This is a genomic window from Micromonospora sp. WMMD730, from assembly GCF_049178955.1.
Classification (GTDB): domain Bacteria; phylum Actinomycetota; class Actinomycetes; order Mycobacteriales; family Micromonosporaceae; genus Micromonospora; species Micromonospora wenchangensis.
In genome coordinates this window covers 5751276-5776036 of record NZ_JBMHML010000002.1, presented here as the reverse complement: position 1 = coordinate 5776036, position 24761 = coordinate 5751276, and the positions used below count along the sequence as shown (strand labels likewise).

Below are 24761 nucleotides of genomic sequence, written 5' to 3'. Positions count from 1 at the left end.
GCAGCACACAGTGAGGAGCGGACGTATGGCAGTACCGACCGGCCTGGGGGAGCCCCGGGGCCCCTGGTTCCTCTCACCCGACCTGGGGCCGGACGGCCGACCCCGGTGGGACGTACCGTCGCCGGGGGAGGACCCGTCCCGGCGGCGCTGGCGCGGGCGGCTGTGGACCGCCGTGGCGGTGGTCGCCCTGTCCACCGTCTCCGGCGCGGCGGCCGGCGGCTGGGTGGCCGGCCAGGACGGCGCGGGCCCGACGGCGGCCTCCGCCGCCCCGGTCCCGGCGGAACTGGTCACCGCCGCCCAGAAGACCGTCCCGGGCGTGGTGTCCGTGCTGGTCGGCGGGGGTGCCGCCGGGCAGTCGGCGACCGGTTCCGGCTTCGCCATCGACAACGAGCAGCACGTCGTCACCAACGACCACATCCTGGCCAAGGGGGGCGGTGGCGCGGTGACCGTGGAGATGCCCGACGGCCGCCGCTACGCCGCCGAGGTGGTCGGCCGGGAGCCGGGCAGCGACCTGGCCGTGCTGAAGGTGCCGTCGGCCGCCGGGTTGGCCCCGTTGCCGCTGGCCAAGCCCCGGTCCACCCGGGTCGGCGAGCCGGTGCTCGCGGTCGGCTCGCCGCTCGGCCTGGCCGGCACGGTGACCGCCGGGATCGTCAGCGCCCTCAACCGGCAGGTGCGGCTGGGCACCAACCGCCGCAGCGCGGTGCAGACCGACGCGTCGATCAACCCGGGCAACTCCGGCGGCCCGCTGGTCAACGCCCGGGGCGAGGTGGTCGGGGTGAACACGGCGATCGCCACCATCGACGGCAGCGGGTCGATCGGCATCGGCTTCGCCATCCCCATCGACCAGGTGCAGCAGACGGCCGACACCATCATCGGCAAGGGCGGCTGATCCCGGAGGGCGCGGGCGGGGCCGCCGCGTCCACCGGCGCGGCGGCCGGCGCGGCGCTGACCAGGGAAAACTTGCAGATGCCGAGGTCAGGCCATCAGCCCATAGAAATATGGCGCTAAGTATGGATACTGGCGTGGGTGGAGCTACCTCTCGTCGCATTGCTGCTGGTGGTGGGCCTCGTCGTCGGCTGGGGGGTCGGCGCGCGGTACGCCCGCGCCCGCCGTGGCTGGAACGACTACCGGGCCGCCAGGCGGGCCGTCCCCGGCGCCCGCCGGGCCGCCCTCGTACTGGTCCGGGCGGTCTTCACCCGGGTCGGGGTGATCGCGCTGCTGCTGTTCGGCGCGGCCGCCTACGCCACCGTCGGGCCCGACCACGACCGGGCCGAACCGGCACCCGGACCCGCACCCTCCGCGACCGTGACGCCCACCGGCGGCCGGGGGCGCTAACCTCGCCGGATGGACGACGGACTGCGGGTGACCGACCGGTGGACCGTGCCCGCCGCCGAGCTGCGGGAACGGTTCTCGCGTTCGTCCGGGCCGGGCGGGCAGGGCGTCAACACCACCGACTCCCGGGTCGAGCTGAGCTTCGACGTGGCCGGCACCACCAGCCTGCCCCCGACGCTGCGCGAGCGGGTGCGGGAACGCCTCGCCGGCCGGCTCGTCGACGGGGTGCTCACCATCGCCGCCAGCGAGCACCGCGCGCAACTGGCCAACCGGGAGGCGGCCCGGGAACGGCTGGTCGCCCTGCTGCGTGAGGCCGTCGCCCCGCCCCCGCCGCCCCGGCGTCCCACCCGCCCCTCCCGGGGCGCCAAGGAACGCCGGCTGGCCGACAAGAAGCGCCAGTCCCAGCGCAAGCGGGACCGTCGCGCCGACGGCGACTGACCGCCGCCCGCGCCGGTCGGGTCCCGGCGGCGGCGCCGCCGACGCGGTGCGGTGTGCCGGTGGCGGAAAACCCGGGCCGGGGCGGGCCGGCGCTGCCTAGGCTGGCGGGCATGTCCACCGACATCCTGGTCACCCTCGCCGGCGTCACCGCGCTCGCCGGCGCCCCCGACGGGCCGAGGATCTGCGGCGGCGACGACGCCACCGACGTGATCGGCGCGGCGCTGGGCCACGGGGTCGACCTGGTGGTGCTTCCGGTACGCCGGCTCGCCGTCGAGTTCTTCACGCTGCGTACCGGGGTGGCGGGCGCGGTGGTGCAGAAGTTCGTCAACTACCGGCTGCGGCTGGCCGTGGTCGGCGACATCTCGGGGCACGTCGAGCGGAGCACCGCCCTGCGCGACTTCGTCGTCGAGGCCAACCGGGGCGACCAGCTCTGGTTCGTCGACACCACGGCCGAGTTGGAGGAGCGGCTGCGCACGCGGGCCGGCGGCGCAAACCCGGTGGAGCCCGCCCCCGGCCACCACCGATGATGGGCCCATGCCCAGCGCCGTCGACTTCGCCACCAAACCGACGATCACCGGCGAGCGGGTGACGTTGCGTCCGTTCGTCGACGCCGACCTCGCCTGTTTCCGGGCGGCGATGGCCGACCCGGAGGTGGCCCGCCTGACCGGCAGCCCACCCGGCGGCCCCCACGAGCGACGGCTGCGTTCCTGGTACGGCAGCCGCAACGCGCAAACCGACCGGCTCGACCTGGCGGTGGTGGACCACGCCACCGGCGACTGCGTCGGCGAGGTCGTCCTCAACGACTGGGACCGGCACAACGCCTCCTGCAACTTCCGCACCCTGTTCGCGGCGGCCGGCCGCGACCGGGGGCTCGGCACCGAGGCGACCCGGCTGGTCGTCGGGTACGCCTTCGACACCCTCGGCCTGCACCGCGTGTCGCTGGAGGTGTTCGCGTTCAATCCGCGCGCCCGCCGGGCGTACGAGAAGGTGGGCTTCGTCGCCGAGGGCGTGCTGCGGCAGGTGCTGCGGGACACCGACGGCTGGGTCGACGCGACAGTGATGTCGATCCTCGCCCCGGAGTGGGCCGCACACCGGGGCCATCCGGCGACCTGACCCGGCCGGCGGTGGTGCGTCGAAGCGCTTCGCCAGGATGCGGGAGGGCGTTGAGTCGGGGCGGCCGGTCTGATGGGATGTCCGTGGGAGCAACCGGGCCGTCACCGACCGCACGTCGTCACGTGACAGGAGTCCCCTCACCATGCTCCGAAGGCCGTTCCTCTCCGCCCTGCTCGCCGCGTTCGCGGCCGTCCCCCTCACCCTGCTCGTCGGGCTGGTCGCCACCCCGGCGGCCCACCCCGCCGCCGCCACCCCGGCGGCCCACCCCGCCGCCGCCACCCCGGTCCGCGTGATGCCGCTCGGCGACTCGATCACCGGCTCGCCCGGCTGCTGGCGTTCCCTGCTGTGGAACCGCCTGCAGTCCACCGGCCACACCGACGTCGACTTCGTCGGCACCCTCGGCCCGCAGGGCTGCGGGCAGCCGTACGACGGGGACAACGAGGGTCACGGCGGCTACCTGGTGACGAACGTCGCCAACCAGAACCTGCTGCCCGGCTGGCTCGCCGCGACCCACCCCGACGTCGTGCTCATGCACTTCGGCACCAACGACGTGTGGAGCAACATCCCCCCGGCCACCATCCTCGCCGCGTACTCGAAGCTGGTGGACCAGATGCGGGTCAGCAACCCGGCGATGCGGATCATCGTCGCCAAGATCATCCCGATGGCCCCGTCGAGCTGCGCCGAGTGCGGGCAGCGGGCGGTGGCCCTCAACGCCGTGATCGACGGCTGGGCGGCGGGGAAGACCACCGCCGCGTCGCCGATCGTCGTGGTCGACCAGTGGACCGGGTTCAGCACCACCACCGACACCTACGACGGGGTGCACCCCAACGCGGCCGGCGACCAGAAGATGTCCGACCGGTGGTACCCGGCGCTGGTGGCCGCCCTCGGCGGGGTCACCCCGACGACCACCCCGACCGGCTCGCCCGCCCCCACCGGCCCGTCGAGCCCGACGGTCAGCCCCACGGTCCCGCCCACCGGGTCACCCACCGTCGACCCGCCGACCACCTCGCCGCCGGCCGGGGTGGCCTGCACCGCCAGCTACCGGATCACCAACCAGTGGCAGGGCGGGCACCAGGGCGAGGTGACCGTCCGCAGCACCGGCACCGCGCGGACCACCGGCTGGCGGGTCACCTTCACCCTGCCCGCCGGGCAGCAGATCACCCAGACCTGGAACGCCGACCTGACCCAGACCGGCAGCGCGGTCACCGCCCGCAACGTGAACTGGAACGGGGCGCTCGCCCCGGCCGCCGAGGCCACCTTCGGGTTCCTCGGCACCCACACCGGCACCGCCACCGCCCCCACGGCGACCTGCACCGCCAGTTGATCCGCCCGAGGGTCCGGGCCCCGGTCCGGACCCTCGCCCGGGTCAGCCGGCAGCCGCCGTGGCGTGGTCCAGTGCGGTCAGCAGGCGGGCGCGCAGCACGGCGGCCCGCTCGGCGAAGCCGCGCTGCGCCGCCGCGTACTCGGCCCGGCCCTCGGCGGTCTCTACCCGCACCGGCGGGTAGCCGAGGGCGGCCAGGTCGTAGGGACTGGCCCGCATGTCCAGCGTCCGGATCTGCCGGGCCAGCGCGAAACAGTCCGCCACCAGCTCCGAGGCGACCAGCGGGGAGAGCTTGTACGCCCACTTGTAGAGATCCATGTTGGCGTGCAGGCAACCCGGCTGCTCCAACGCGTGCTGGGTCTCCCGGCTCGGCTGGAGCAGGTTCAGCGGCCGGGCCGGCGCGGTGAAGAACCGGAACGCGTCGAAGTGGCTGCACCGAACGCCCCGCTCGCGGACCACGGCGGCGGTGTCGTCCGGGCTGAGCCGCAGCGGCCAGGCGTTGTGCCGGACCTCCTCCTGGGTCTGCCGGTAGACCATCGCCCACTCGTGCATCCCGAAGCAGCCCAGGTGCGCCGGTCGGCCGGCGGTCGCGGCCAGCAACGCTCTGATCCAGCCGATCGAGTCGACGCGGCGTGCGCGTACCCGGTCGGTGTCGAGGGTGACCCCGGCGGGGTCGGCGCGGTAGTCCCGGCCGAACTCGGCCGGGTCCGCGTCACGCAGCAGCACCCCCGCGCCCGGATGCCAACGACGCAACTGCGCCGGGCGGTAGGAGTAGTAGGTGAACAGGAAATCCTCCACCGGATGCCGGCCGCCGGTGCGGCGGCGGGCCAGGTGCGGGTCCAACCAGGTGGCCACCCGCGCCGCGTGGGCCGCCCGCCGGGCCTGCCAGTCGGCCGCGTCGAGGGCGGCGGGGGCGAGGGCGGCGGTCACACCCCTCAGGGTACGACCGCCGCCCGCCCCCGCTCAGGGCACGTCCACCCGGACCCCGGCGGAGAACACCCCGCTGCGCAGCTCCAACTGCTTCGGCTTCTGCGCGCCGTGCACGGTGAAGACCAGCGGCAGCACCACCCGGCTGCCCGCCGAGACGGGCTGGGCGAAGACGTCGCGTCCCAGGTTCGCCAGCCGGGTGGCGTCCTCGTCGGTGCTCACCCAGCTCCCACCCGGCAGGTACGCGCGCTGGAGCTGACCGTGCCAGCTCTGCTGCTCCGGGGTGACGTTGCGCACCCCGACCGTGGCCTGGCACTGCTGGCTGGCCACCCTCGCGGTGGCGCAGGCCACCCGGTAGACGGTGAACTCGAACGCCTTCTCCCGCAGCGGGGTGCCGACCGGGCCGGTCATGGTCGTGCCCGTCCACGCCCCGGCGGTCGGCTGCTTGGTGGTGTCGATGGCGGCGACCTCGCGGGTGGCCGTCCAGGCGGCGGCGAAGACCACTGCGGCCAGCACCGTCGCGGCCACCCCCACCACCAGCCACACCGACGGGCTGCGGCGTCGCCGGACCTCTCCGGGTACGGCGGGGCGCGGGTACACCGTCCCGCCGCCCGGGGCCGCCGGACCGCCCGCGTACGGCGGGGAGCCGGCCGCCACCGGCGCGGTGCCGGTCGGCTCGATCCCGCCCACCCGTCGCCGGGCCCGCCGCCACCACCAGAGCGCGCCGGCCAGCAGCGCCAGCACCACCAGGGCCGCACCGAGCAGGATCGGGGGCTGCCGCCAGGCCGGCGTCGCGGGCACGAACGCCTCCGGGGCCGCCCCGCTGCGCCAGGTGGCCGTCGCGCAGTCGTACGGCTGGTCGCCGTCACCGGTGTACGCGCAGGCCGGCGCGGTCAGCGCCCGGCCCGGCGCGGCGGCGGCCAGGGCGGTGTCCAGGGTCCGGGTCGCTCCGGCCGGCAGGACGAGCCGCCAGGTGACCTCCCCGCCCGCGCCCGCCCCGCCCGGTCGGGTGACCAGGCCACCCGCGCTGACCGCGGTGGTCGAGGTGCCGGCCGGCAACTCCTGCCGGACCATCGTCTGCACCGTCGAGCCGCCCGTGTTGCGCACCATGATCCGGTAACCCGGCACCCCCGTCGCGGCGGGCGCCACGGCCACGGTGACCTGCGGTGCCGGCCGGGGCGCGCCCGGGTTGCCGGCGGTGGTCATGCCGGGGGCCGGCGCGGTCGGGGTGACCGGTACGACCGCGCCGCTGGCCGCCACACCGGGCGCGGCCCGCGCCGGTCGGGGAGGTGCCGCCTCCCGGGTCGGGGCCACCGGCGTCGCCCAGGCGGCGAGGCGGGCCGGTACGGCGGGCCGGGCGGTGGCGGCCGGTCGGGCCCGGGTGACCGGCCCCGTCGGTGCCCGGCCCGGTTCCGCCGGGCCGGCGTGGCCCGCCGGTGCCCGAGGCGGTCCGGCCGTCGTGGCGGGCCCTGCCGCCGCAGCGGTCGCCGCCGGGCCGGCCGGGGTGGCGTGGGGTGCGGGGCCGGTACCGGGCAGCGCCGGTACGGCGGCGAGGATGCCCAGGCAGTTCACGAAAACCGCGAGGGCCCTGTGGTGTCGTCTCGATGCAGGCATACCAACGAACCTCCGGAGCCGACGTTAGGAGCACGCACCCTCCGGGCGGGTACGAAGCGGCGAACCCCGCCCGCCGCGCCGGCCGATGGCCTACGCTGCGCCGACGTCCCGGTGGTCGACGGGTGACGCCGGGCGTGGGGATAGATTGGCCGGGTGCGTATCGCTCGTTTCGCTCATGCCAAGGGAATGTCGTTCGGGGTCGTCGAGGGCGAGTCGGAGGCCGGGCCGCAGGGTCTGACCGTCGCCGAGATCGAGGGCCACCCGTTCGGGCAGATCCAGTTCTCCGGTGCCCGGTGGGCGCTCTCCGACGTGCGGCTGCTGTCGCCGATCCTGCCCAGCAAGGTGGTCTGTGTGGGGCGTAACTACGCCGAGCACGCCGCCGAGCACGGCAACGAGGTGCCGAAGGAGCCGTTGCTCTTCCTCAAGCCGTCCACCTCGGTGATCGGTCCCCGGGACGCGATCCGGCTGCCGATCTTCTCCCGGCAGGTGGAGCACGAGGCCGAGTTGGCCGTGGTGATCGGCGCACCGGGTGCCCGCCGGGCCGACCGGGCCGCCGCCGCGAAGGCCGTCTTCGGCTACACCTGCGCCAACGACGTCACCGCGCGGGACCTGCAGCGTTCCGACTCGCAGTGGACCCGGGCCAAGGGGTTCGACTCGTTCTGCCCCATCGGCCCCTGGATCACCACCGGTCTGGACGTCTCCGACCTGGAGGTGCGCTGCGAGGTGGGGCGCAACCCGGACGAGATGGAGGTACGTCAGCTCGGCCGGACCAAGGACATGGTCTTCGACGTGCCGGCGCTGGTGTCGTACATCTCGCACGTGATGACGCTGCTGCCCGGGGACGTGGTGCTGACCGGCACCCCGGCCGGGGTTAGTCCGCTCACTGACGGGGATACGGTCACCGTACGGATCGAGGGGATCGGCGAGCTCACCAACACGGTGGTACCGGTCGCCTGACCCGTACGACACCCCTGTTTCCGCAGCTCACAGGCGGTTTGGGGGATTGGATTTGGCCTGTTGGCGCGGGGAGGGTAAAGTTCCTTCCCGGCGCCACAAGGGGCCAATGGGGTATGGGGTAATTGGCAGCCCAACTGATTCTGGTTCAGTTAGTCTAGGTTCGAGTCCTGGTACCCCAGCGCAATCGCGGGTTCACCCGAATCCGTGGACGCTGGATTCTGACGGAGATCGGCTCCGTCCCCGTCATCGGGGCGAAGTTGATCTCTGATAGAGTGCAGCTTCCCCGCCCGGCAGGGCAGGGAAGCACTAGCTATGTTCTGGCCCCGTCGTCTAGTGGCCCAGGACGCCGCCCTCTCAAGGCGGTAGCGCCGGTTCGAATCCGGTCGGGGCTACAACGCTGACAGCCCGTCCCACGTTCGCTGGGACGGGCTTCTTCGCGTCCAGGGGGAGTGCGCGTGGCCGGCCGGCCACGCTCGTGTGCCTGGGCCCGCTTCGTCTGGCCGGCCCGCTCGTCTGGCTGGGCCCGCTTGTGGTGACGTTGCGCTATACCGGCCGCTCGGACGCCCCTGTTTCGCCACCCGGGCACCGACCTCGCCGGGATGCCGACCCCCGTCTCGGGGGCCGGGTGCCGGTGCCGTTAGACTAATGCCGCACCGCCCCACGGGGTGGTGAAGCAGGAAAAAGTGCCTGGCCCCGTCGTCTAGTGGCCCAGGACGCCGCCCTCTCAAGGCGGTAGCGCCGGTTCGAATCCGGTCGGGGCTACCACACGATCGGCCCGTCTCGCCCCGCGAGGCGGGCCGATCGCCGTCTCCCCCTCGCCTCCCACCTCGCCGGTCCCACCTGTCCCCGCCGCCCTCGCCTCGGTGATCAAGAGGTTTGCGTCACTTCGATCTCTGAAACATGACGCAAACCTCTTGATCACCGAGTCAGAGGCGGGTGGGGGTGGAGAGGGGCGGGGTGGGGGAGGGGGTGGTCAGAGGCCGGAGAGGCGTTGGCCGGCGCGGACGACGGCCATGGCGTGTCGTTCGCCGGGGCGGCGGCCGAGGCGCTCGATCGGGCCGGAGATGCTGATCGAGGCGATCACCCGGCCGGTGCGGTCCCGGATCGGCGCGGAGACGCTCGCCACACCGGCCTCCCGTTCGGCGACGCTCTGCGCCCAGCCCCGGCGGCGTACCTCGGCGAGGGTGCGGCCGGTGAACTTGGACCGGGGCAGCAGCGGCATGACCGCCTCGGGCGGCTCCCAGGCGAGCAGGATCTGCGCCGCGGAGCCGGCCGTCATGGGCAGCACCGAGCCGACCGGCACGGTGTCCCGCAGGCCGCTGGCCCGCTCGGCGGCGGCCACACAGACCCGTTCGTCGGCCCGGCGCAGGTAGAGTTGGGCGCTCTCCCCGGTGGCGTCGCGCAGCGCGGCGAGCAGCGGCTCGGCGGCGGTCAGCAGGACGTCCGGGGCGGCGTTGGCCAGCTCGCCGAGCCGGGGCCCGGGACGCCATCGCCCCTGGGTGTCCCGGACCAGCATCCGGTGGATCTCCAGGGCCTGGGCCAGCCGGTGTGCGGTGGCTCGGGGCAGCTTGGTGCGTTCAACGAGTTCGGCCAGGCTGGCGCCGTCGACACAGGCGGCCAGGATGACCACCGCCTTGTCGAGGACGCCGACACCGCTCATACTGTGTCCCACAAGCCGAAATTTACCTCCCAGAATTTAGGATGTCCAGATGGTGGGAGTCACTCAACCGAGGACCCTGGCCGAGAAGGTCTGGGACGCGCACGTCGTACGGACCGCCGAGGGTGAGCCGGACCTGCTCTACATCGACCTGCACCTGCTGCACGAGGTGACCAGCCCGCAGGCGTTCGACGGGCTGCGCCAGGCCGGCCGGCGGGTCCGCCGCCCCGATCTCACGCTCGCGACCGAGGATCACAACACCCCGACCGGGTACGACGACCCCGCGTTCCGGCTGCGCCGGGGCGACCTGCTGACGATCGCGGACCCGACCTCGCGTACCCAGATCGAGACGTTGCGCCGCAACTGCGCCGAGTTCGGCCTGCGGCTGCACCCCCTGGGCGACGAGAACCAGGGCATCGTGCACGTGATCGGCCCCCAGCTGGGCGTCACCCAGCCGGGGATGACGATCGTCTGTGGCGACTCCCACACCGCGACCCACGGCGCGTTCGGCGCGTTGGCCTTCGGCATCGGCACCAGTGAGGTCGAACACGTCCTGGCCACCCAGACCCTGCCGCAGGCCCGCCCGAAGACCATGGCGGTCAACGTGACCGGTCAGCTCGGCCCCGGCGTCACCGCCAAGGACCTGGTCCTCGCGCTGATCGCGCAGGTGGGCACGGGCGGCGGACGCGGCCACATCGTGGAGTACCGGGGCGAGGCCATCCGGGCGCTGTCGATGGAGGGCCGGATGACGGTGGCGAACATGTCCATCGAGTGGGGCGCCAAGGCGGGCCTGATCGCGCCGGACGAGACCACCTTCGCGTACCTCAAGGGCCGGCCGCACGCGCCGGCCGGGGCCGACTGGGACGCGGCGCTGGCCTACTGGCGGACGCTGCCCACCGACGACGGCGCGACCTTCGACGCCGAGGTGACCCTGGACGCGAGCCGGATCACCCCGTTCGTCACCTGGGGCACCAACCCCGGCCAGGGGGCCCCGCTCGGCGCGGCCGTGCCGGACCCGGAGGAGTTCACCACCGACGCCGAGCGGACCGCGGCGCGCCGGGCCCTGGAGTACATGGACCTCACCCCGGGCACCCCGCTGCGCGACCTCGCCGTCGACGTGGTGTTCGTCGGTTCCTGCACCAACGGCCGGCTGGAGGACCTGCGCGCCGCCGCCGACGTGCTGCGCGGCCACCGGGTCGCCGACGGGGTACGCATGCTGGTGGTGCCCGGCTCCGCCGCCGTGCGGGAGGCCGCCGAGGCGGAGGGCCTGGACAAGGTCTTCGCCGACGCCGGAGCGGAGTGGCGGTTCGCCGGCTGCTCGATGTGCCTGGGCATGAACCCCGACACGCTGAAGCCGGGCGAGCGTTCGGCCTCGACCTCCAACCGCAACTTCGAGGGCCGGCAGGGCCGGGGCGGGCGCACCCACCTGGTGTCGCCGCCGGTCGCCGCCGCCACCGCCGTGACCGGCCGGCTCGCCGCCCCGGCCGATCTGTAGAAGGGCAGCCGAGAGATGGACAAGTTCACCACCCACACCGGCACCGCGGCGCCGCTGCGCCGCTCCAATGTGGACACCGATCAGATCATCCCGGCCGTGTACCTCAAGCGGGTGACCCGTACCGGCTTCGCCGACGGACTCTTCCGGGCCTGGCGCGACGATCCCGCATTCGTGCTCAACAACCCGGCGTATTCCGGGGCCACCATCCTCGTGGCGGGGCCGGAGTTCGGCACCGGGTCGTCCCGGGAGCACGCTGTGTGGGCGCTGCGCGACGGGGGTTTCCAGGCGGTCGTCTCGCCCCGGTTCGGTGACATCTTCCGGGGCAACGCGCTCAAGGAAGGGCTCCTCCCGGTCGAATTGGAACTGACCGCGGTCGAGCAGATCTGGGACCTCGTGGAGGCCGATCCGACCACTGCGGTGACGGTCGACCTGACCACCCGTGAGGTCCGGGTCGGGGATTCCACCTGGTCGTTCCCGCTCGACGACCACAGCCGCTGGCGGCTGATGGAGGGCCTCGACGACATTGGACTCACCCTGCGGCACGTCGCCGACATTGAGGCGTACGAGGCCGGCCGACCGTCGTTCACCCCCGCCGTGGTCTAGCCGTACGCCGGGCCACGGCACCGTTTTCGCCCCCACCGGTTCATCCGGTGGGGGCGAATCCGTTACGACACAAGGGCTTTTTTCCACCGAATGTTTGTGTCCAGGCAGCACAGGGCATACGGTGCGCGCAGAATGGCTCGCGTCGAGTCAGTTGCACAATCGGGAGGAAGTCGTGAACAAGGCCGAGCTCATCGAGGCGCTCGCCGCTCGCCTGGGGGACCGGAAGTCGGCGACGGCGGCGCTCGACGCGGTCCTCGCCGAGGTCCAGGCGGCGGTCACCAAGGGCGACAAAGTGGCGATCACCGGATTCGGATCGTTCGAAAAGCGTGTCCGGGCGGCGCGAACAGCGCGCAACCCGCGTACCGGTGAGGCGGTGAAGGTCAAGAAGACATCCGTCCCGGCCTTCAAGCCGGGCGCCGGTTTCAAGGAGATGGTGGCCACCGGCAAGGTGCCGAAGACCGCCGCTCCGGCGAAGAAGACCACCAGCACGGCGGCCACCAAGGCCACCGGCGCCAAGGCGACAGGTGCGAAGGCCACCGCAGCCAAGGCGACCGGCACCAAGGCCACGGGCGCGAAGGCCACCGGCACCAAGGCGACCGCAGCCAAGGCGACCGGCACCAAGGCGACCGGGGCGAAGGCCACCGGGGCGAAGGCGACCGCCGCCAAGAAGACGACGGCGACCCCAGCCCGCAAGACCACCACGGCGAGCGCCACCAAGGCCACCGCCGCGACCAAGGCGGCCACCAAGAAGGCCACACCGGCCAAGAAGACCGCCACGGCGACCAAGTCGACCACCGCCCGCACCCCGGCGGCCAAGAAGGCCACCGCGGCCAAGAGCACGGCCGCCAAGGCGACCGCCGCGAAGAAGGCGCCGGCCAAGAAGGCACCGGCCCGCAAGGCCGCAGCCAAGCGCTGACACCGGGTACGACCCGACGGGCGTCCACCGGCACGGTGGACGCCCGTCGGTGTGTTCAGAACCGGTCGGCGGCGAGCAGCCCGTCGGCGGTGAAGGCGAGCAGCCAGCCGCCGCCCTTGGCGGTGCCGAAGTCGTCGTCGCGTCCCGCCAGCCGGGCCAACGCGCCCGGGATCACCTTGCCCTGGCTGCACACCCCGACCGGCTGCCCGGTGGCGGCCAGCTCGACCAGCCGGCCGGCGGCGGCCAACGCGCACTCGTCGACCTGCTGGCCCGGCTGCGGCTCGTCGAAGTCACCGCACACCTCGATCGGCAGGCCCAGCGCGGCGGCCGCCGGCCCGAGGGTCTGCACGCACCGGCGGGGCGAGGCCGACAGCAGCCGTACCGGCTGGACCAGGGCGACCAGCGGGGCCAACGCCTGCGCCTGGGTGACCCCCTCGGCGTCCAACGGGCGGCCGGTGTCCGGCCCCGACCAGGTGGCCCGCCTGCCGGCGTGCGCGTGCCGTACCAGCGCCACCGTGCCGGTGACCCGGGGCAGGGTGGCGAACGCGGCAAGCACCTGCGCGTCGTGCGGGTAGCTCACCCGGGCGACCGCCGCGTCGACGTCGAGCCAGCACACGTCGTCGACCTCGGTGCCCGGTTGGAATCCGCCGGTGCCCACGGCCCGCATCGACCAGTAGTCGACCAGCTTCGGCCGGCCCTCACTGCGGTACCGCACGCTGGGCAGCCGGACCTGCGGCACCGCGCGGACGTCGGACTCCTCGGCCACCTCCCGCACGGCGGCCAGCAACGGATGCTCGCCCCGTTCCAGCTTGCCCTTGGGCAGCGACCAGTCGCCGTAGCGGGGCCGGTGCACCAGGCAGACCTCGATCCCGCCGTCGTCGGTCGGCCGCCACGCCACCCCACCGGCCGCCCGGATGCCGACCGGCTCCTCGTCCACCATCCGATCACCCTACGTCCGGGCGATCCCCCGTACCGGCCGGCCGCCCGGCTCAGCCGTCGGAACCGCCCACCCGGCGCAGCAGCAGCTCCTGCAGGTCGTGCAGCGGCTCCTCGGGGGTGCCGGTCCGCCGGCTCCAGCTGCCGTCGGCGGCCAGCTCGAACGCGTCCACGTCCGGGCTCATCGCGGTGGTCATCACCTGGTCCAGCTCGGCGCGGGCGACCGGGTCGCTGACCTGCACCAGCGCCTCCACCCGGCGGTCGAGGTTGCGGTGCATCAGGTCGGCCGACCCCATCCAGAACTCGGCGTCGCCGTTGTTGCCGAACCGGAAGATCCGCGAGTGTTCCAGGAACCGGCCGAGGATCGAGCGGACCCGGATGTTCTCCGACAACCCCGGCACCCCCGGCCGCAGCGTGCACATGCCCCGGATCAGCAGGTCCACGTGCACCCCGGCCTGCGACGCCCGGTAGAGCGCGTCGGTGATCTCCTCGTCGACCAGCGAGTTCACCTTGAACTGCACCAGCCCCGGCATGCCCAGCCGGACGTGTGCGATCTCCCGCTCGATCCGCTCCACCAACCCGCTGCGGATGCCCTGCGGGGCCACCAGCAGCCGCCGGTACGCGGTCTGCCGGCTGTAGCCGGTGAGCACGTTGAACAGGTCGGTCAGGTCCGCGCCGATCTCCGGGTCGGCGGTGAGCACGCCGAAGTCCTCGTACAGCCGGGCGGTCTTGGGGTGGTAGTTGCCGGTGCCGATGTGGCAGTACCGGCGGATCTGGTTGCCCTCCTGGCGTACCACCAGGGCGGTCTTGCAGTGCGTCTTGAGCCCGACCAGGCCGTACACGACGTGGCAGCCGGCCCGTTCCAGGGTGCGCGCCCAGCCGATGTTCGCCACCTCGTCGAAGCGCGCCTTCAGCTCCACCAGCACCACCACCTGCTTGCCGGCGGCGGCGGCGTCGACAAGCGCGTCGACGATCGGGGAGTCGCCGCTGGTGCGGTAGAGGGTCTGCTTGATGGCCAGCACGTTCGGGTCGGCGGCGGCCTGCTCGACGAAGCGCTGCACGCTGGTGGCGAACGAGTGGTACGGGTGGTGCACCAGCACGTCGCCGTCGCGCAGGGTGGCGAAGACGCTGCGCGGCACCTCGCCCTCGGCCAGCCGGGGGTGGGTGGCCGGCACGAACGGCTTGTCCTTCAGGTCGGGGCGGTCCGCCTCGCCGTAGAGCTGCCACAGCGCCGACAGGTCCAGCAGGCCGGGCACCCGCAGCACGTCGTGGTCGTCCATGTCCAGCTCGCGGACCAGCAGCTCCAGCATGTGGTCGGAGATGGAGGCGGCGACTTCCAGCCGGACGGGCGGGCCGAACCGCCGCCGGGCCAGCTCCCGTTCGAGAGCCTGGAGCAGGTCCTCGTCGCGGTCCTCGTCGACCTCCACCTCGGCGTTGCGGGTGACCCGGAACAGGTGGCACTCGACCACCTGCATGCCGGAGAAGAGCTGCCCCAGGTGCACCGAGATGAGGTCCTCCACGGGCAGCATCCGCAGCCCCGGCTGGTCCCGGCCCACCCGGACGAAACGGGGCACGTTGTTGGGCACCTTCACCCGGGCGAACAGCTCCGACCCGCCGTCGGGGTCCCGCACCGCCACCGCCAGGTTCAGCGACCGCCCGGAGATGTACGGGAACGGGTGCGCCGGGTCCACCGCGAGCGGGGTGAGCACCGGGAAGATGTGTTCCCGGAAGTAGGTGCGCAGCCGCTCCCGCTCCGGGTCGTCCAGCTCCGCCCAGCGGATGATCCGGATGTCCTCCCGGGCGAGCTGCGGCAGCAGGTCGTCGACGAAGCAGGCGGCCTGCCGGGCGACCAGCCCGGCGGCGCACTCGGTGATCCGCTCCAGCTGGGTGCGCAGCGGCAGCCGGTCCCCGCCGCGTACCGGCAGGCCGGCGGAGAGCCGGCGCTTGAGCCCGGCCACCCGCACCATGTAGAACTCGTCGAGGTTGCTGGCGAAGATGGCCAGGAACTTGGCCCGTTCCAGCAGCGGCGTGCGCGGGTCCTCGGCCAGGGCCAGCACCCGGCCGTTGAAGTCGAGCCAGGACAGCTCCCGGTTGAGGAACCGGTCCGCCGGCAGCGGCGCGACGGCGGGCGGCCCGTCGCCCGTCGGCCCCTCGCCGCCGGCCGGGACGCCGTCGGCGGGGCGGTCGTCGGTGTCGAGCACCTCGTCCAGGCCGGCGGAGGCCCCGGCGGCGCTGGCGCCGGGGGAGTCGGGGGCCGTGGTGGAGACCTCCTCCGGGGCGCGGCGGGTGCGGGAACCGCTGCGACGGCGGGTGCCGTTGCGGGTCGGGTCGGTGGCGGCGGACGGGCTGGTGGGGTGCTCGCGAGGGGTGCTCACCCGCTCATAATCACCCGATTACGGTTAACGCAAAATGAACTTGGGCCGCGTTGTTCAGACCATCGTCGGCAACGTCACCCGGACGACCCCGCCGTCCGGATCGGTGTGCACCGTCAACCGCTGGCCGAGGCGGAGCAGCCGCAGCCCGGAGGCGTCGAAGGCGCGGGCCGGGAAGGGCAGCTCGGTGCCGTCGTCGAGCAGCAGCACGCCGGTGCGGCTCTGCGCGTCGAAGGTCGCCACGGTGCCCTGCATGCCAGCACCGTACACCGGCCGGTCGGCGCGGGGCCGCCGGCCGGGGGCCGCCGGGCCGACGCCGGTGAGCGCGCCGGTCGCCGGGCCGAGACCGAGCCGGGCCGCGTCGGCCAGGTCGGCGGCGGTGTCCACGTCGCGGCGCAGGCTCGGCCAGGCACCGGGCAGCGGCACCGCCCCGGAGGCCAGGTGCGCCGCCGCCGAGCCGGCCCCGAACCGGGGCGCAAGCGGCACCCCGGGAGGTGTGGTGAGCAGCACGGTCCCGGTACCGGGGGCGTCGGCCACGAACCGGCGTACCCCCGTCGGGCCGGTGCCGACCGCGTGCAGCGCGGCGGCCAGTTCGGCCGGGCGCAGCGCCGGCAGGTCGGCGGTGAGGGCGGCCAGCCAGCTCCGGCCGTCGTCGGCCGCCGCCTGCGCGCCGTGCCGCAGGGCGGCGTTCAACCCGGCGTCCGGGTGGTCCGGCACCACCCGCGCGCCGGCCGCGCCGACCGTCGCGGCCACCCGCGGGTCGGCGGTGACCACCAGCACCTCGGCCACCGCCGGGCAGGCCAGCACCGCGCCGACCGTGTCGGCCACCAGCGCCAGCGCCAGCTCCTCGTGCGGTACGGCCGGCAGCGCCCCCCGCAACCGGCTCTTCGCCGCGTGGAGCCGCTTCACCGGCACCACCGCCACCCACCTCGCCTGGCCCACGTCGACAATCCTGCCAGCGGCGGCGGTGGTACCCGCACTGGCCGTACCCGGGACGAGCAGGCATGATTTCCGCTGCGGGCACGCAACGGTGGGGGTGCGGCACGCGGGTGGGGTGACGAGGAGGCACGGTGGCACGGCGCAGGCTGGGTTTCTGGCGACGGTTCGCCGTGGCGCTGGTCAAGCCCGTGATGCTGGCCTGGACCCGGCGCACCTGGCACGGGATCGAGCAGCTGCGCCGCCCCGGGGGCGTCATCATCGTGCCCAACCACATCTCGCACGCCGACCCGCTGGTCTGCGCCCACTTCATCTACGAGGCCGGGCGGTGGCCGCAGTTCCTCGGCAAGGCCAGCGTGTTCCGGGTGCCGGTGGTCGGCTACATCCTGCACCGCTGCCGGCAGATCCCGGTGGAACGGGAGACCGCCACCGCGGTCAAGTCGCTGGACCGGCTGGTCGCCGCGCTGGACGCCGGAGGCGCGGTGGTGATCTATCCGGAGGGCACCATCACCCGGGAGCCGGACCTGTGGCCGATGAGGGGCAAGACCGGGGCGGCCCGGCTGGCCCTGGCCACCGGCGCGCCGGTGGTCCCGGTGGTGATGTGGGGCCCGGAACGGCTCTTCGACCCGCGGACCAGCCGGGTGGGCCTGCGGCCCCGGACCCCGGTGACGGTGCTGGCCGGCCCGCCGGTCGACCTCGGCCGCTGGGCGGGGGCCACCCCCAGCCGGGTGGTGCTGGAGGAGATGACCGACCAGATCATGCTGACCCTGCGGGACCTGCTCGCCGGGGTCCGGGGTGGCACACCGCCGCCGCTGTGGGAACGTCCCGTCCGTCCGCGTACTTCCGAGGGGACCGAATGAGCCAGTGGATCGACCGGTGCGACGCAGGGGCAGGGGTGGCGTGAGCGGGCACGTGGCGGTGCTGGGGGCCGGTTCCTGGGGGACGGCGTTCGCCAAGATCCTCGCCGACGCCGGTCGGGAGGTGACCATCCTCGCCCGGCGGGAGCAGGTCGTCGAGGCGATCCGCACCCACCGGCGTAACCCCGACTACCTGCCGGAGCTGCGGCTGCCCGACCGGGTCACCGCGACCGGCGACGCGGCCAAGGCGATCTCCGGTGCGGAACTGGTGGTGCTGTCGGTGCCGTCGCAGACGCTGCGCGGCAACCTCGCCGAGTGGGCCGGCCACCTCGCCCCGGACGCCACCCTCGTCTCCCTGATGAAGGGGATCGAGCTGGGCACCACCCGGCGGATGAGCGAGGTGATCGTGGAGACCGCCCGGGTCACCCCGGACCGGGTGGTGGTGGTCTCCGGCCCCAACCTGGCCCCCGAGATCGCCGTCGAACAGCCGGCCGCGACCGTGGTCGCCGGCACCGACGCCCGCCGCACCGAGCTGGTACAGCAGTCGATCCGCACCCCGTACTTCCGGCCGTACACCAACGACGACGTGATCGGCTGCGAGCTGGGCGGGGCGGTCAAGAACGTGATCGCGCTGTCGTACGGGATCGCCACCGCGATGGGATTCGGCGACAACACCCGGGCCATGCTGATGACCCGGGGACTGGCCGAGACCGCCCGGCTGGGGGTGGCGCTCGGCGCCGACCCGATCACCTTCGCCGGTCTGGCCGGGATGGGGGACCTGGTGGCCTCCTGCTCGTCGCCGCTGGCCCGCAACCGCACCTTCGGCGAGCACCTGGGGCGGGGGGAGACGCTGGAGCAGGCGCAGGCGGCCACCCGGCAGACCGCCGAGGGGGTCAAGAGCTGCCTGGCCATCCGGGACCTGGCCCGCGCGCACGGGGTGGAGATGCCGATCACCGAACAGATCGAGCGGATCTGCCACGAGGGGATGGACCCGAGACTCGCGGTGGACACCCTGATGAGCCGTACCGCCAAGCCGGAGTCGTACGAGTGAGCGGCCCGCCGACCGGGCCGGGCGACCCGACGACGCACTGGCACGACGGCACCCGGTGCGTGCACGCCGGGCTGCCCGAGCCGGAGCCGGGGCAGCCGTTCCTGCCCGGCCCGGTCTTCGCCGCGCCGTACCACCTCGACCCGTGGCAGGGGCCGGCGGCGACACCGAACGGCTACGGCCGGCCGGACAATCCGACCCGGCGGCTGCTGGAGGCGGCCATCGGCGAGCTGGAGGGCGGCGACTGCCGGGTGTTCGCCTCCGGGCAGGCCGCCATCACCGGGCTGCTGCTGGCCGTGCTGCGCCCCGGCGACACCGTGCTGCTGCCCGCCGACGGCTACTTCCCGGTCCGGGCGTTCGCCACCGCCACCCTCGCCGGGATGGGGGTACGGGTCGGCTTCGTGCCCACCGCCGGGCCGTACCCGTCGTTCGACGACGTACGGCTGGTGCTGCTGGAGACCCCGGCGAACCCGGGACTGGACGTGGCCGACATCGCCGCCGTGGCCGACGCGGCGCACGCGGCCGGCGCGCTGGTGGCGGTGGACAACACCACCGCCACCCCGCTGGGGCAGCGCCCGTTGGACCTCGGCGCGGACCTGGTGGTCGCCTCCGGCACGAAGGCGTTGACCGGCCACTCCGATCTGCTGCTCGGCTACGTGGCGGCCCGGTCGGCGGAGCTGCTGGAGACGGTGACCGGGTGGCGCACCACCACCGGCGCGGTGCCCGGGGCGTTCGACGCCTGGCTGGCCCACCGCTCGCTGGCCACCCTGGACCTGCGGCTGGCCCGGCAGTCCGCCAACGCGGCGGCGCTGGTCGAGCTGCTCGCCGGCCGGCCCGACGTGACCGGGCTGCGGTGGCCGGGCCGTCCGGAGGACCCGGCGTACCCGGTGGCGTCGCGGCAGCTGCGCCGGATGCCGGGGGTGCTCTCGTTCGACCTCGGCGACGCCGACCGGGTGGCCCGGTTCGTCGCCGGGTCCCGGCTGGTCGCCGCCGCGACCTCGTTCGGTGGCCTGCACACCAGCGCCGACCGGCGGGCGCAGTGGGGCGACGACACCGCTCCCGGCTTCGTCCGGCTCTCCTGCGGCGTGGAGGACACCGCCGACCTGGTCGCCGACGTGACCGCCGCACTGGACGGCGCGGGGGCGGCCGGTCCGCTATCGTGATGCCGGCCCACCCGGGCCCCGACCGGAGGAGGTGAGTCCGATCCACCAGACGTCAGGACCGGCGCTCCCCGTCGAGGCCCGTCGCTGCGGCAACGGAGCCCCGTCGCCGCGGTAGCGACGGTGGGAGCGCCGACGTGCGCTCCCGAAAGGCATCACCATGGCATCCGATCCGTTTCCCCACGACCCCGCCGCCCTCGTCGCCCGGCTGCGCGCCGCCGGCTGCGTCTACGCCGAGGACGAGGCCGCGCTGCTCACCGCCGCCGCCGACTCGCCGCAGGCGCTCACCGCCCTCACCGACCGGCGGATCGCCGGTGAACCGTTGGAACACCTGCTCGGCTGGGCCGAGTTCTGCGGCCGTCGGGTCGCCGTCGACCCGGGGGTGTTCGTCCCCCGGGCCCGGACCGCGCTGCTGGTGGAGGCCGCCGCGTCGGTCGCCGGGCCGGCCCCGGCGCTGGTCGACCTGTGCTGCGGGTCGGGGGCGATCAGCGTGGCGCTCGTCGACCGGCTCGCCCCGCGCTGGCTCGCCGCCGTCGACGTCGACCCGGCCGCCGTGGCCTGCGCCCGCCGCAACCTGGCCGGCCGGGACGTCACCGTCGTGCGGGGCGACCTGTACGACCCGCTGCCGGCGCACTGGCGGGGCCGGCTGGACGTGGTGGTCGCCAATGCTCCCTACGTGCCGACCCCGGCGGTGGCGCTGATGCCGGCGGAGGCCCGGCTGCACGAGGCGGCGGTGGCGTTGGACGGGGGCGTCGACGGGCTGGCCGTGCTGCGCCGGGTCGCCGCCGGTGCGGTCGACTGGCTGCGGCCCGGCGGGCACCTGGTGGTGGAGGTCAGCGCCGGGCAGGCAGAGGCGCTCTGTGCGGCGATGACCGGCCTGGGGCTGCTGCCGAGGGTCCTGCACGCCGACCGGTGGGACGCGACAGGGGTCCTGGCCCGCCGGCCGGAGTGAGCCGCCGAACCGGCCCCGTGTCGCTGTGCGGGTCCCGTGTCGTCGGGCCGGCCCCGGGCCGCCGGCGCGGGGCCGGTGGCCCCGGCGCGGGGCCGGTCGCCGGCCGGGCGGGTGCCGGGCGGGATTGCCGCACGTGGGGCGTGACGGGCGGTGGGAACGGGAACTAACCTCGCAGCAGGCCCGGTCGGAGGTGGCGGATGGTCAGCGTGGACGTGCCGGTGGTGGTCGGCCTCGACAACGGTGGCACCAGCAACAACGCCACGGTGCTGAGTCTGGACGGCCGGTTCCTGGTCGACGGGCTGGTGGAGACCCCCAGCGAGGTGACCGCCGGCCCGCAGGCGGCCATCGAGGCGCTGGCCGGCGCGTTCGACGGGGTGCTGGCCCACGCCGGGGTGCCCCGGGGGCTGGTCCGGGCGGTCGGGTTGGACACCCCGGGCCCGGCCAGCGCGACGGGCGTCATCTCGTCGCGGGGCTCGACGAACTTCGCCCAGCCGGCCTGGCACGGCTTCGACGTGCGCGGCGCGCTGGAGCGGCGGCTCGGACTGCCGGTGATCTACCACAACGACGGCAACGCCGCCGCACTCTACGCCCACCACGTCCACTTCGGAGCCGACGCGGCGACCCGGTCGTCGGTGGCGGCGATCGTCGGCACCGGTCTCGGCGGCGCGGTGGTGGTCGACGGCCGGGTGGTCACCGGGGCGGCCGGGATGGCGGGCGAGTTCGGTCACGTGCACATCCCGCTGGCCGGGCTGCTCGCCCCCGACCAGCCCGAACCGCGCTGCGCCTGCGGCTTCACCGGGGACGCGGAGAGCGTCGCCTCGCTGACCGCGATCCGGCGCAACCTGTTGCCGTACTGGCTGTCCCGGTATCCGGGGCACCCGCTGGCGCAGGAGCCGCCCGAGCGGGCCGCCACCCTGTTGCGTGGGTACGCCGAGCGGGGCGACGCGCTGGCCCGGGAGGTCTTCGCCCAGCAGGCGGCGGCGCTCGGCCGGCTGTTCACCATCGCGGCCAACTTCACCGATCCGCACGCGTACTTCGTCGGCGGCGGGGTGGTCGAGGCGGCACCGGAGTTCCGGGACTGGTTCCTCGACGCCGTCCGCGCGCACACCGTGCTGCGGGAGGAGCAGGCCGCGCTGGCGACGTTCGCACTGGTGCCGGACCGGGACATGGCCGGCGCGCGGGGGGTGGCCATCGCCGCCGCCGAGGCGGTCCGCCCCGCCACCCCACCCGCCGCGCCCCCACCCGCCGACGTCCCGGTCGACTGACCCGCCGACGCGCCCGGCCCCGCCCCGTACCCCGTCACGACGGGTGCGGGGCGGGGCCGGGGTGGTCAGCGGCGCGGCGGGGCGGTGGCGAAGGCGGACCAGGCGGTGGGAGGGAAGAGCAGCACCGGGCCGCCCGGGTCCTTGGAGTCGCGGATCGCGACCCGGCCCGGTAGCGACGCCAGCTCGACGCAGGCCCCCTCGTCCCCGCTGTGGCTGCTCTTGCGCCAGGCGGCCCCGGACAGGGCCCCGCCGATCGTGGGTGTCATCGGTCTCCTACCGTCCCTTCATCAGTTGCACGAGTTGGTCGCGGCTGTCGGCCGGGCTGAGCGCGACGGTCCGCAGGTGTTCCATGATCTTGGTGCAGGTACGCAGGTCACCCGGCCGGTCCAGGACCATCTGACCGGCGACGGTCTCCACCGAGGCGATCAGCGGGTCCTCCGGGTCGGCGAACTCCAGGATGTGCAGCGAGCCCCGGGTGCCCCGGTGGTAGCCGGCGGCGAGCGGGATCACCTGGACGGTGACGTTCGGCAGCTCCGAGGTCTTGAGCAGGTGGCTGAGCTGCGCCTGCATCACCGTCCGGTCGCCCACCGGGCGCAGCAGCGCGCCCTCGTCGATGATCGCGTCGAAGATCGGCGGTTCGGCGGCGGTGATCCGCTGTTGCCGGTCCAGCCGGAGCTTGACCCGCTGCTCGACCTGCTCGTCGGTGAGGGTGTGCGGCCCGCCCCGCATCACGCCCCGGATGTAGTCGGCGGTCTGGAGCAGACCCGGGACGATGGACGGTTCGAAGTTGGCGATCGCGGTGGCCTCGGCCTCCAGCGCGATGAAGTCGATGGTGCGTTTGTCGAGCAGGTGTGAGTAGGGCACCCACCAGCCGGGCTTGCGGGTGTCCTTGGCCAGCTGGACCGCCGCGGCGATCTCGTCGGGCCGGACCCCGTAGAGGCTGAGCAGCGCGCGGACGGTGGCCGGGCTGACCAGCGTCTGCGCGTTCTCGTAGCGGCTGAGCGTGCTGCGGGTGCTGTTGATCTCGTCGGCGGCGGCTTCCAGGGTGAGGCCGGCCGCCTCCCGGTGGGCGCGCAGGGCGATGCCGAGGCGGCGAGCACGGGCGGTCTTCGGTGCCATGCATCGATGGTGACACAGGTCTATGGGAAGACGTGCATGAGAGAAGAGGCGATGAGAGTTGCATTCACGCCTGTGCACCTGTCAACCTGTAACGGAGTCCTCACCAACGGTTGTCGTGGCGACGGCGATGGTGAGTGACCGGAGGGGATGAGGCGCGTGGCGATCGGGTTTACTCCCCCGTTCCCGATCGCCACGTGCCGCCGCCGCATGCGTCGAGAAAGGACTTCCAACAGTGAGGGGTCTGGTGACGGCGATGACGCGCTTCCTGGTGGTGCTCAGCGACGTCCGGCCGGTGGAGACGTCCACCCGCGACGAGCGGGCCCGGCCCGAGCGTCGGCGGCAGGTGGTCGGCGCCAGCAGCCGGGAGGCCGCCGACCGGATAGCCGGGGCGTTCATGGCCCTGGGCATGGTCCGTGCCGGGCGGCAGCGGGTGAAGGTGATCGCGGTCGGGCGGGGGCGTGGCCACCACCCCCACCGGCCCTGATCGTCACGTAACGTATCGGGCCGGATGACCGTTTGCGAGGGTCGCTCGCTTCCTGCCGGGTATCACCATCGGTCCGCCGCAACCCACAGTAAGGTCAGTCGGGTGAGCGCAACTGACGGCTCCGCAGTCGCGTACCGAGAGGTGACCCGAGTGACCACCCCAGGCAAGACCCGCGTGGCGATCGTGTTCGGCGGACGCAGCCCCGAGCACGGCATCTCCTGCGTCAGCGCGGGCAGCGTGCTCGGCGCGCTCGACCCCGACGAGTACGACGTGGTGCCGGTCGGCATCACCCGGCAGGGCCAGTGGGTGCTGACCAGCGGGGACCCGGGCGAGCTGGCGATCCGGGCGCGCCGGCTCCCGGAGGTCACCGCCGGGGCCGGGGCCGAGGTGGTGCTGCGGACCGACCCCACCGCCGGCGGTCTGCTGGTGCTCGACCCGACCGAGGGTCCCCGCGCGCTCGCCGACGTGGACGTGGTCTTCCCGGTGCTGCACGGCGCGTACGGCGAGGACGGCACCATCCAGGGCATGCTGGAGATGGCCGACATCCCGTACGTCGGCGCGAACGTCTTCGCCTCCGCCGCCGCGATGGACAAGGAGTTCACCAAGAAGCTCTGCGCCGCCGAGGGCATCCCGGTCGGCCCGTACGCGGTGCTGCGCAACGGGATGACCCTCAGCGAGGCCGACAAGCAGCGGCTGGGCCTGCCGGTCTTCGTGAAGCCGTCCCGGGCCGGGTCGTCGTTCGGCATCACCCGGGTTGACGACTGGGCGCGGCTCGACGACGCGGTCGCCGTCGCCCGGGAGATCGACACCAAGGTGCTCGTCGAGGCCGCGGTCGTCGGCCGGGAGATCGAGTGTGGCGTGCTGGAGGGCGAGGCCGGCGGGGCGCCCGAGGCGTCCGTGCTGGCCGAGGTCCGGATGGTCGGCGACCGCGAGTGGTACGACTTCGAGGCCAAGTACCTCTTCGCCGACGAGGTCTGCGAGTACGACGTCCCCGCCGTCCTGCCCGACCGGGTCACCCACCAGGTCCAGGAGTACGCCACCCGCGCCTTCACCGCGCTGGACTGCTCCGGCCTGGCCCGGGTCGACTTCTTCGTCACCCCCGACCTGGACGTCTACCTCAACGAGATCAACACGATGCCCGGGTTCACCCCGACGTCGATGTTCCCCCAGATGTGGGCGGCCAGCGGCCTGGAGTACCCCAAGCTGGTCAACCGGCTGATCCGCACGGCGCTGCACCGGTACTGACCACCTGCGCCCCG

At 74.1% G+C, this 24761-nt stretch carries 24 protein-coding genes, 3 tRNA genes and 1 pseudogene; 20 read left to right on the top strand and 8 right to left on the bottom strand.

Annotation, left to right across the window (positions count from 1 at the left end):
* The first annotated feature begins 25 nt into the window (after positions 1-25).
* The 6 genes from ACN265_RS24510 to ACN265_RS24485 all read left to right on the top strand — a co-directional run bounded on the left by ACN265_RS24510 (position 26) and on the right by ACN265_RS24485 (position 4207).
* A complete protein-coding gene (locus ACN265_RS24510; protein WP_204923757.1) occupies positions 26-889 on the top strand; it encodes a S1C family serine protease in 864 nt (287 codons plus the stop codon).
* Between the two features lie 137 nt (positions 890-1026).
* Positions 1027-1335, top strand: a complete 309-nt coding sequence (locus tag ACN265_RS24505) for a hypothetical protein (protein ID WP_204923758.1) — start codon at positions 1027-1029, stop codon at positions 1333-1335.
* A gap of 9 nt (positions 1336-1344) precedes the next feature.
* A complete protein-coding gene (gene arfB / locus ACN265_RS24500) occupies positions 1345-1770 on the top strand; it encodes an alternative ribosome rescue aminoacyl-tRNA hydrolase ArfB (protein WP_420115890.1) in 426 nt (141 codons plus the stop codon).
* A 110-nt stretch (positions 1771-1880) separates the two neighbouring features.
* On the top strand, positions 1881-2297 hold the full coding sequence (locus ACN265_RS24495; protein WP_421409763.1) for a DUF4180 domain-containing protein: 417 nt from the start codon (positions 1881-1883) through the stop codon (positions 2295-2297).
* Between the two features lie 7 nt (positions 2298-2304).
* A complete protein-coding gene (locus ACN265_RS24490; RefSeq protein WP_421409760.1) occupies positions 2305-2883 on the top strand; it encodes a GNAT family N-acetyltransferase in 579 nt (192 codons plus the stop codon).
* A gap of 142 nt (positions 2884-3025) precedes the next feature.
* The gene (locus tag ACN265_RS24485) at positions 3026-4207 is read left to right on the top strand and encodes a cellulose binding domain-containing protein (protein ID WP_421409758.1); all 1182 of its coding nucleotides are present in this window, start codon (positions 3026-3028) and stop codon (positions 4205-4207) included.
* A 42-nt stretch (positions 4208-4249) separates the two neighbouring features.
* Here ACN265_RS24485 and ACN265_RS24480 read toward each other — a convergent pair whose 3' ends face one another.
* Positions 4250-5134 (bottom strand): 3-methyladenine DNA glycosylase, encoded by an 885-nt coding sequence (locus ACN265_RS24480; protein ID WP_421409756.1) that lies wholly within the window; start codon positions 5132-5134, stop codon positions 4250-4252.
* A gap of 33 nt (positions 5135-5167) precedes the next feature.
* A complete protein-coding gene (locus tag ACN265_RS24475) occupies positions 5168-6745 on the bottom strand; it encodes a hypothetical protein (protein ID WP_204923763.1) in 1578 nt (525 codons plus the stop codon).
* 153 nt (positions 6746-6898) lie between these two features.
* Between ACN265_RS24475 and ACN265_RS24470 the strand changes: the two genes are divergently transcribed.
* From ACN265_RS24470 to ACN265_RS24455, 4 genes are all read left to right on the top strand, one after another.
* Positions 6899-7702, top strand: a complete 804-nt coding sequence (locus ACN265_RS24470; RefSeq protein ID WP_421409753.1) for a fumarylacetoacetate hydrolase family protein — start codon at positions 6899-6901, stop codon at positions 7700-7702.
* Between the two features lie 107 nt (positions 7703-7809).
* Positions 7810-7881: transfer RNA gene (locus ACN265_RS24465), tRNA-Gln, on the top strand.
* Between the two features lie 140 nt (positions 7882-8021).
* Positions 8022-8094 (top strand) — tRNA-Glu (locus ACN265_RS24460).
* A gap of 297 nt (positions 8095-8391) precedes the next feature.
* Positions 8392-8467, top strand: a tRNA-Glu gene (locus tag ACN265_RS24455).
* A 208-nt stretch (positions 8468-8675) separates the two neighbouring features.
* On the opposite strand, the gene ACN265_RS24450 is transcribed toward ACN265_RS24455, so the two are convergent.
* Positions 8676-9362: an IclR family transcriptional regulator gene (locus tag ACN265_RS24450; protein WP_088646078.1), complete on the bottom strand. Its 687-nt coding sequence runs from the start codon at positions 9360-9362 to the stop codon at positions 8676-8678.
* Between the two features lie 49 nt (positions 9363-9411).
* On the opposite strand from ACN265_RS24450, the gene leuC reads away from it, so the two are divergent.
* The 3 genes from leuC (at position 9412) to ACN265_RS24435 (ending at position 12373) form a co-directional block, all read left to right on the top strand.
* Positions 9412-10854: a 3-isopropylmalate dehydratase large subunit gene (leuC, locus tag ACN265_RS24445; RefSeq protein ID WP_204923765.1), complete on the top strand. Its 1443-nt coding sequence runs from the start codon at positions 9412-9414 to the stop codon at positions 10852-10854.
* Between the two features lie 15 nt (positions 10855-10869).
* Complete coding sequence (gene leuD, locus ACN265_RS24440) at positions 10870-11457, top strand: 3-isopropylmalate dehydratase small subunit (RefSeq protein WP_363794023.1); 588 nt, start codon at positions 10870-10872, stop codon at positions 11455-11457.
* A gap of 172 nt (positions 11458-11629) precedes the next feature.
* A complete protein-coding gene (locus ACN265_RS24435) occupies positions 11630-12373 on the top strand; it encodes an HU family DNA-binding protein (RefSeq protein WP_421409749.1) in 744 nt (247 codons plus the stop codon).
* Positions 12374-12428: 55 nt separating this feature from the next.
* On the opposite strand, the gene ACN265_RS24430 is transcribed toward ACN265_RS24435, so the two are convergent.
* The 3 genes and pseudogenes from ACN265_RS24430 to cofC form a co-directional block, all read right to left on the bottom strand.
* The gene (locus tag ACN265_RS24430) at positions 12429-13313 is read right to left on the bottom strand and encodes an NUDIX hydrolase (protein WP_421409746.1); all 885 of its coding nucleotides are present in this window, start codon (positions 13311-13313) and stop codon (positions 12429-12431) included.
* A gap of 49 nt (positions 13314-13362) precedes the next feature.
* Entirely contained in the window at positions 13363-15684 is a 2322-nt protein-coding gene (locus tag ACN265_RS24425) for an RNA degradosome polyphosphate kinase (protein WP_421409744.1), read from the bottom strand.
* 288 nt (positions 15685-15972) lie between these two features.
* A pseudogene (gene cofC, locus ACN265_RS24420) lies at positions 15973-16623 on the bottom strand (2-phospho-L-lactate guanylyltransferase); the annotation flags it as partial.
* A gap of 128 nt (positions 16624-16751) precedes the next feature.
* Here cofC and ACN265_RS24415 point away from each other — a divergent pair.
* From ACN265_RS24415 to ACN265_RS24395, 5 genes are all read left to right on the top strand, one after another.
* A complete protein-coding gene (locus ACN265_RS24415) occupies positions 16752-17477 on the top strand; it encodes a lysophospholipid acyltransferase family protein (protein WP_420116274.1) in 726 nt (241 codons plus the stop codon).
* Between the two features lie 40 nt (positions 17478-17517).
* Positions 17518-18525, top strand: a complete 1008-nt coding sequence (locus tag ACN265_RS24410) for an NAD(P)H-dependent glycerol-3-phosphate dehydrogenase (RefSeq protein WP_204923771.1) — start codon at positions 17518-17520, stop codon at positions 18523-18525.
* Positions 18522-19685 (top strand): cystathionine gamma-lyase, encoded by a 1164-nt coding sequence (locus ACN265_RS24405; RefSeq protein WP_421409742.1) that lies wholly within the window; start codon positions 18522-18524, stop codon positions 19683-19685. The genes ACN265_RS24410 and ACN265_RS24405 overlap by 4 nt, the downstream gene beginning before the upstream one ends.
* 157 nt (positions 19686-19842) lie before the next feature.
* A complete protein-coding gene (locus ACN265_RS24400) occupies positions 19843-20634 on the top strand; it encodes a putative protein N(5)-glutamine methyltransferase (RefSeq protein WP_357928681.1) in 792 nt (263 codons plus the stop codon).
* 197 nt (positions 20635-20831) lie between these two features.
* Complete coding sequence (locus tag ACN265_RS24395) at positions 20832-21899, top strand: ROK family protein (RefSeq protein WP_421409740.1); 1068 nt, start codon at positions 20832-20834, stop codon at positions 21897-21899.
* 65 nt (positions 21900-21964) lie between these two features.
* On the opposite strand, the gene ACN265_RS24390 is transcribed toward ACN265_RS24395, so the two are convergent.
* Together ACN265_RS24390 and ACN265_RS24385 are read right to left on the bottom strand one after the other, a co-directional pair.
* Positions 21965-22165 carry a DUF397 domain-containing protein gene (locus tag ACN265_RS24390; RefSeq protein ID WP_204923775.1) on the bottom strand — a complete coding sequence of 67 codons (201 nt, stop codon included), beginning with the start codon at positions 22163-22165 and terminating at the stop codon, positions 21965-21967.
* A 7-nt stretch (positions 22166-22172) separates the two neighbouring features.
* Entirely contained in the window at positions 22173-23018 is an 846-nt protein-coding gene (locus tag ACN265_RS24385) for a helix-turn-helix domain-containing protein (RefSeq protein ID WP_088646065.1), read from the bottom strand.
* Positions 23019-23271: 253 nt separating this feature from the next.
* Here ACN265_RS24385 and ACN265_RS24380 point away from each other — a divergent pair, with 253 nt between their 5' ends.
* Positions 23272-23502 (top strand): hypothetical protein, encoded by a 231-nt coding sequence (locus tag ACN265_RS24380; RefSeq protein ID WP_204924133.1) that lies wholly within the window; start codon positions 23272-23274, stop codon positions 23500-23502.
* A 150-nt stretch (positions 23503-23652) separates the two neighbouring features.
* The gene (locus tag ACN265_RS24375; RefSeq protein ID WP_421409736.1) at positions 23653-24747 is read left to right on the top strand and encodes a D-alanine--D-alanine ligase family protein; all 1095 of its coding nucleotides are present in this window, start codon (positions 23653-23655) and stop codon (positions 24745-24747) included.
* Positions 24748-24761 lie beyond the last annotated feature (14 nt).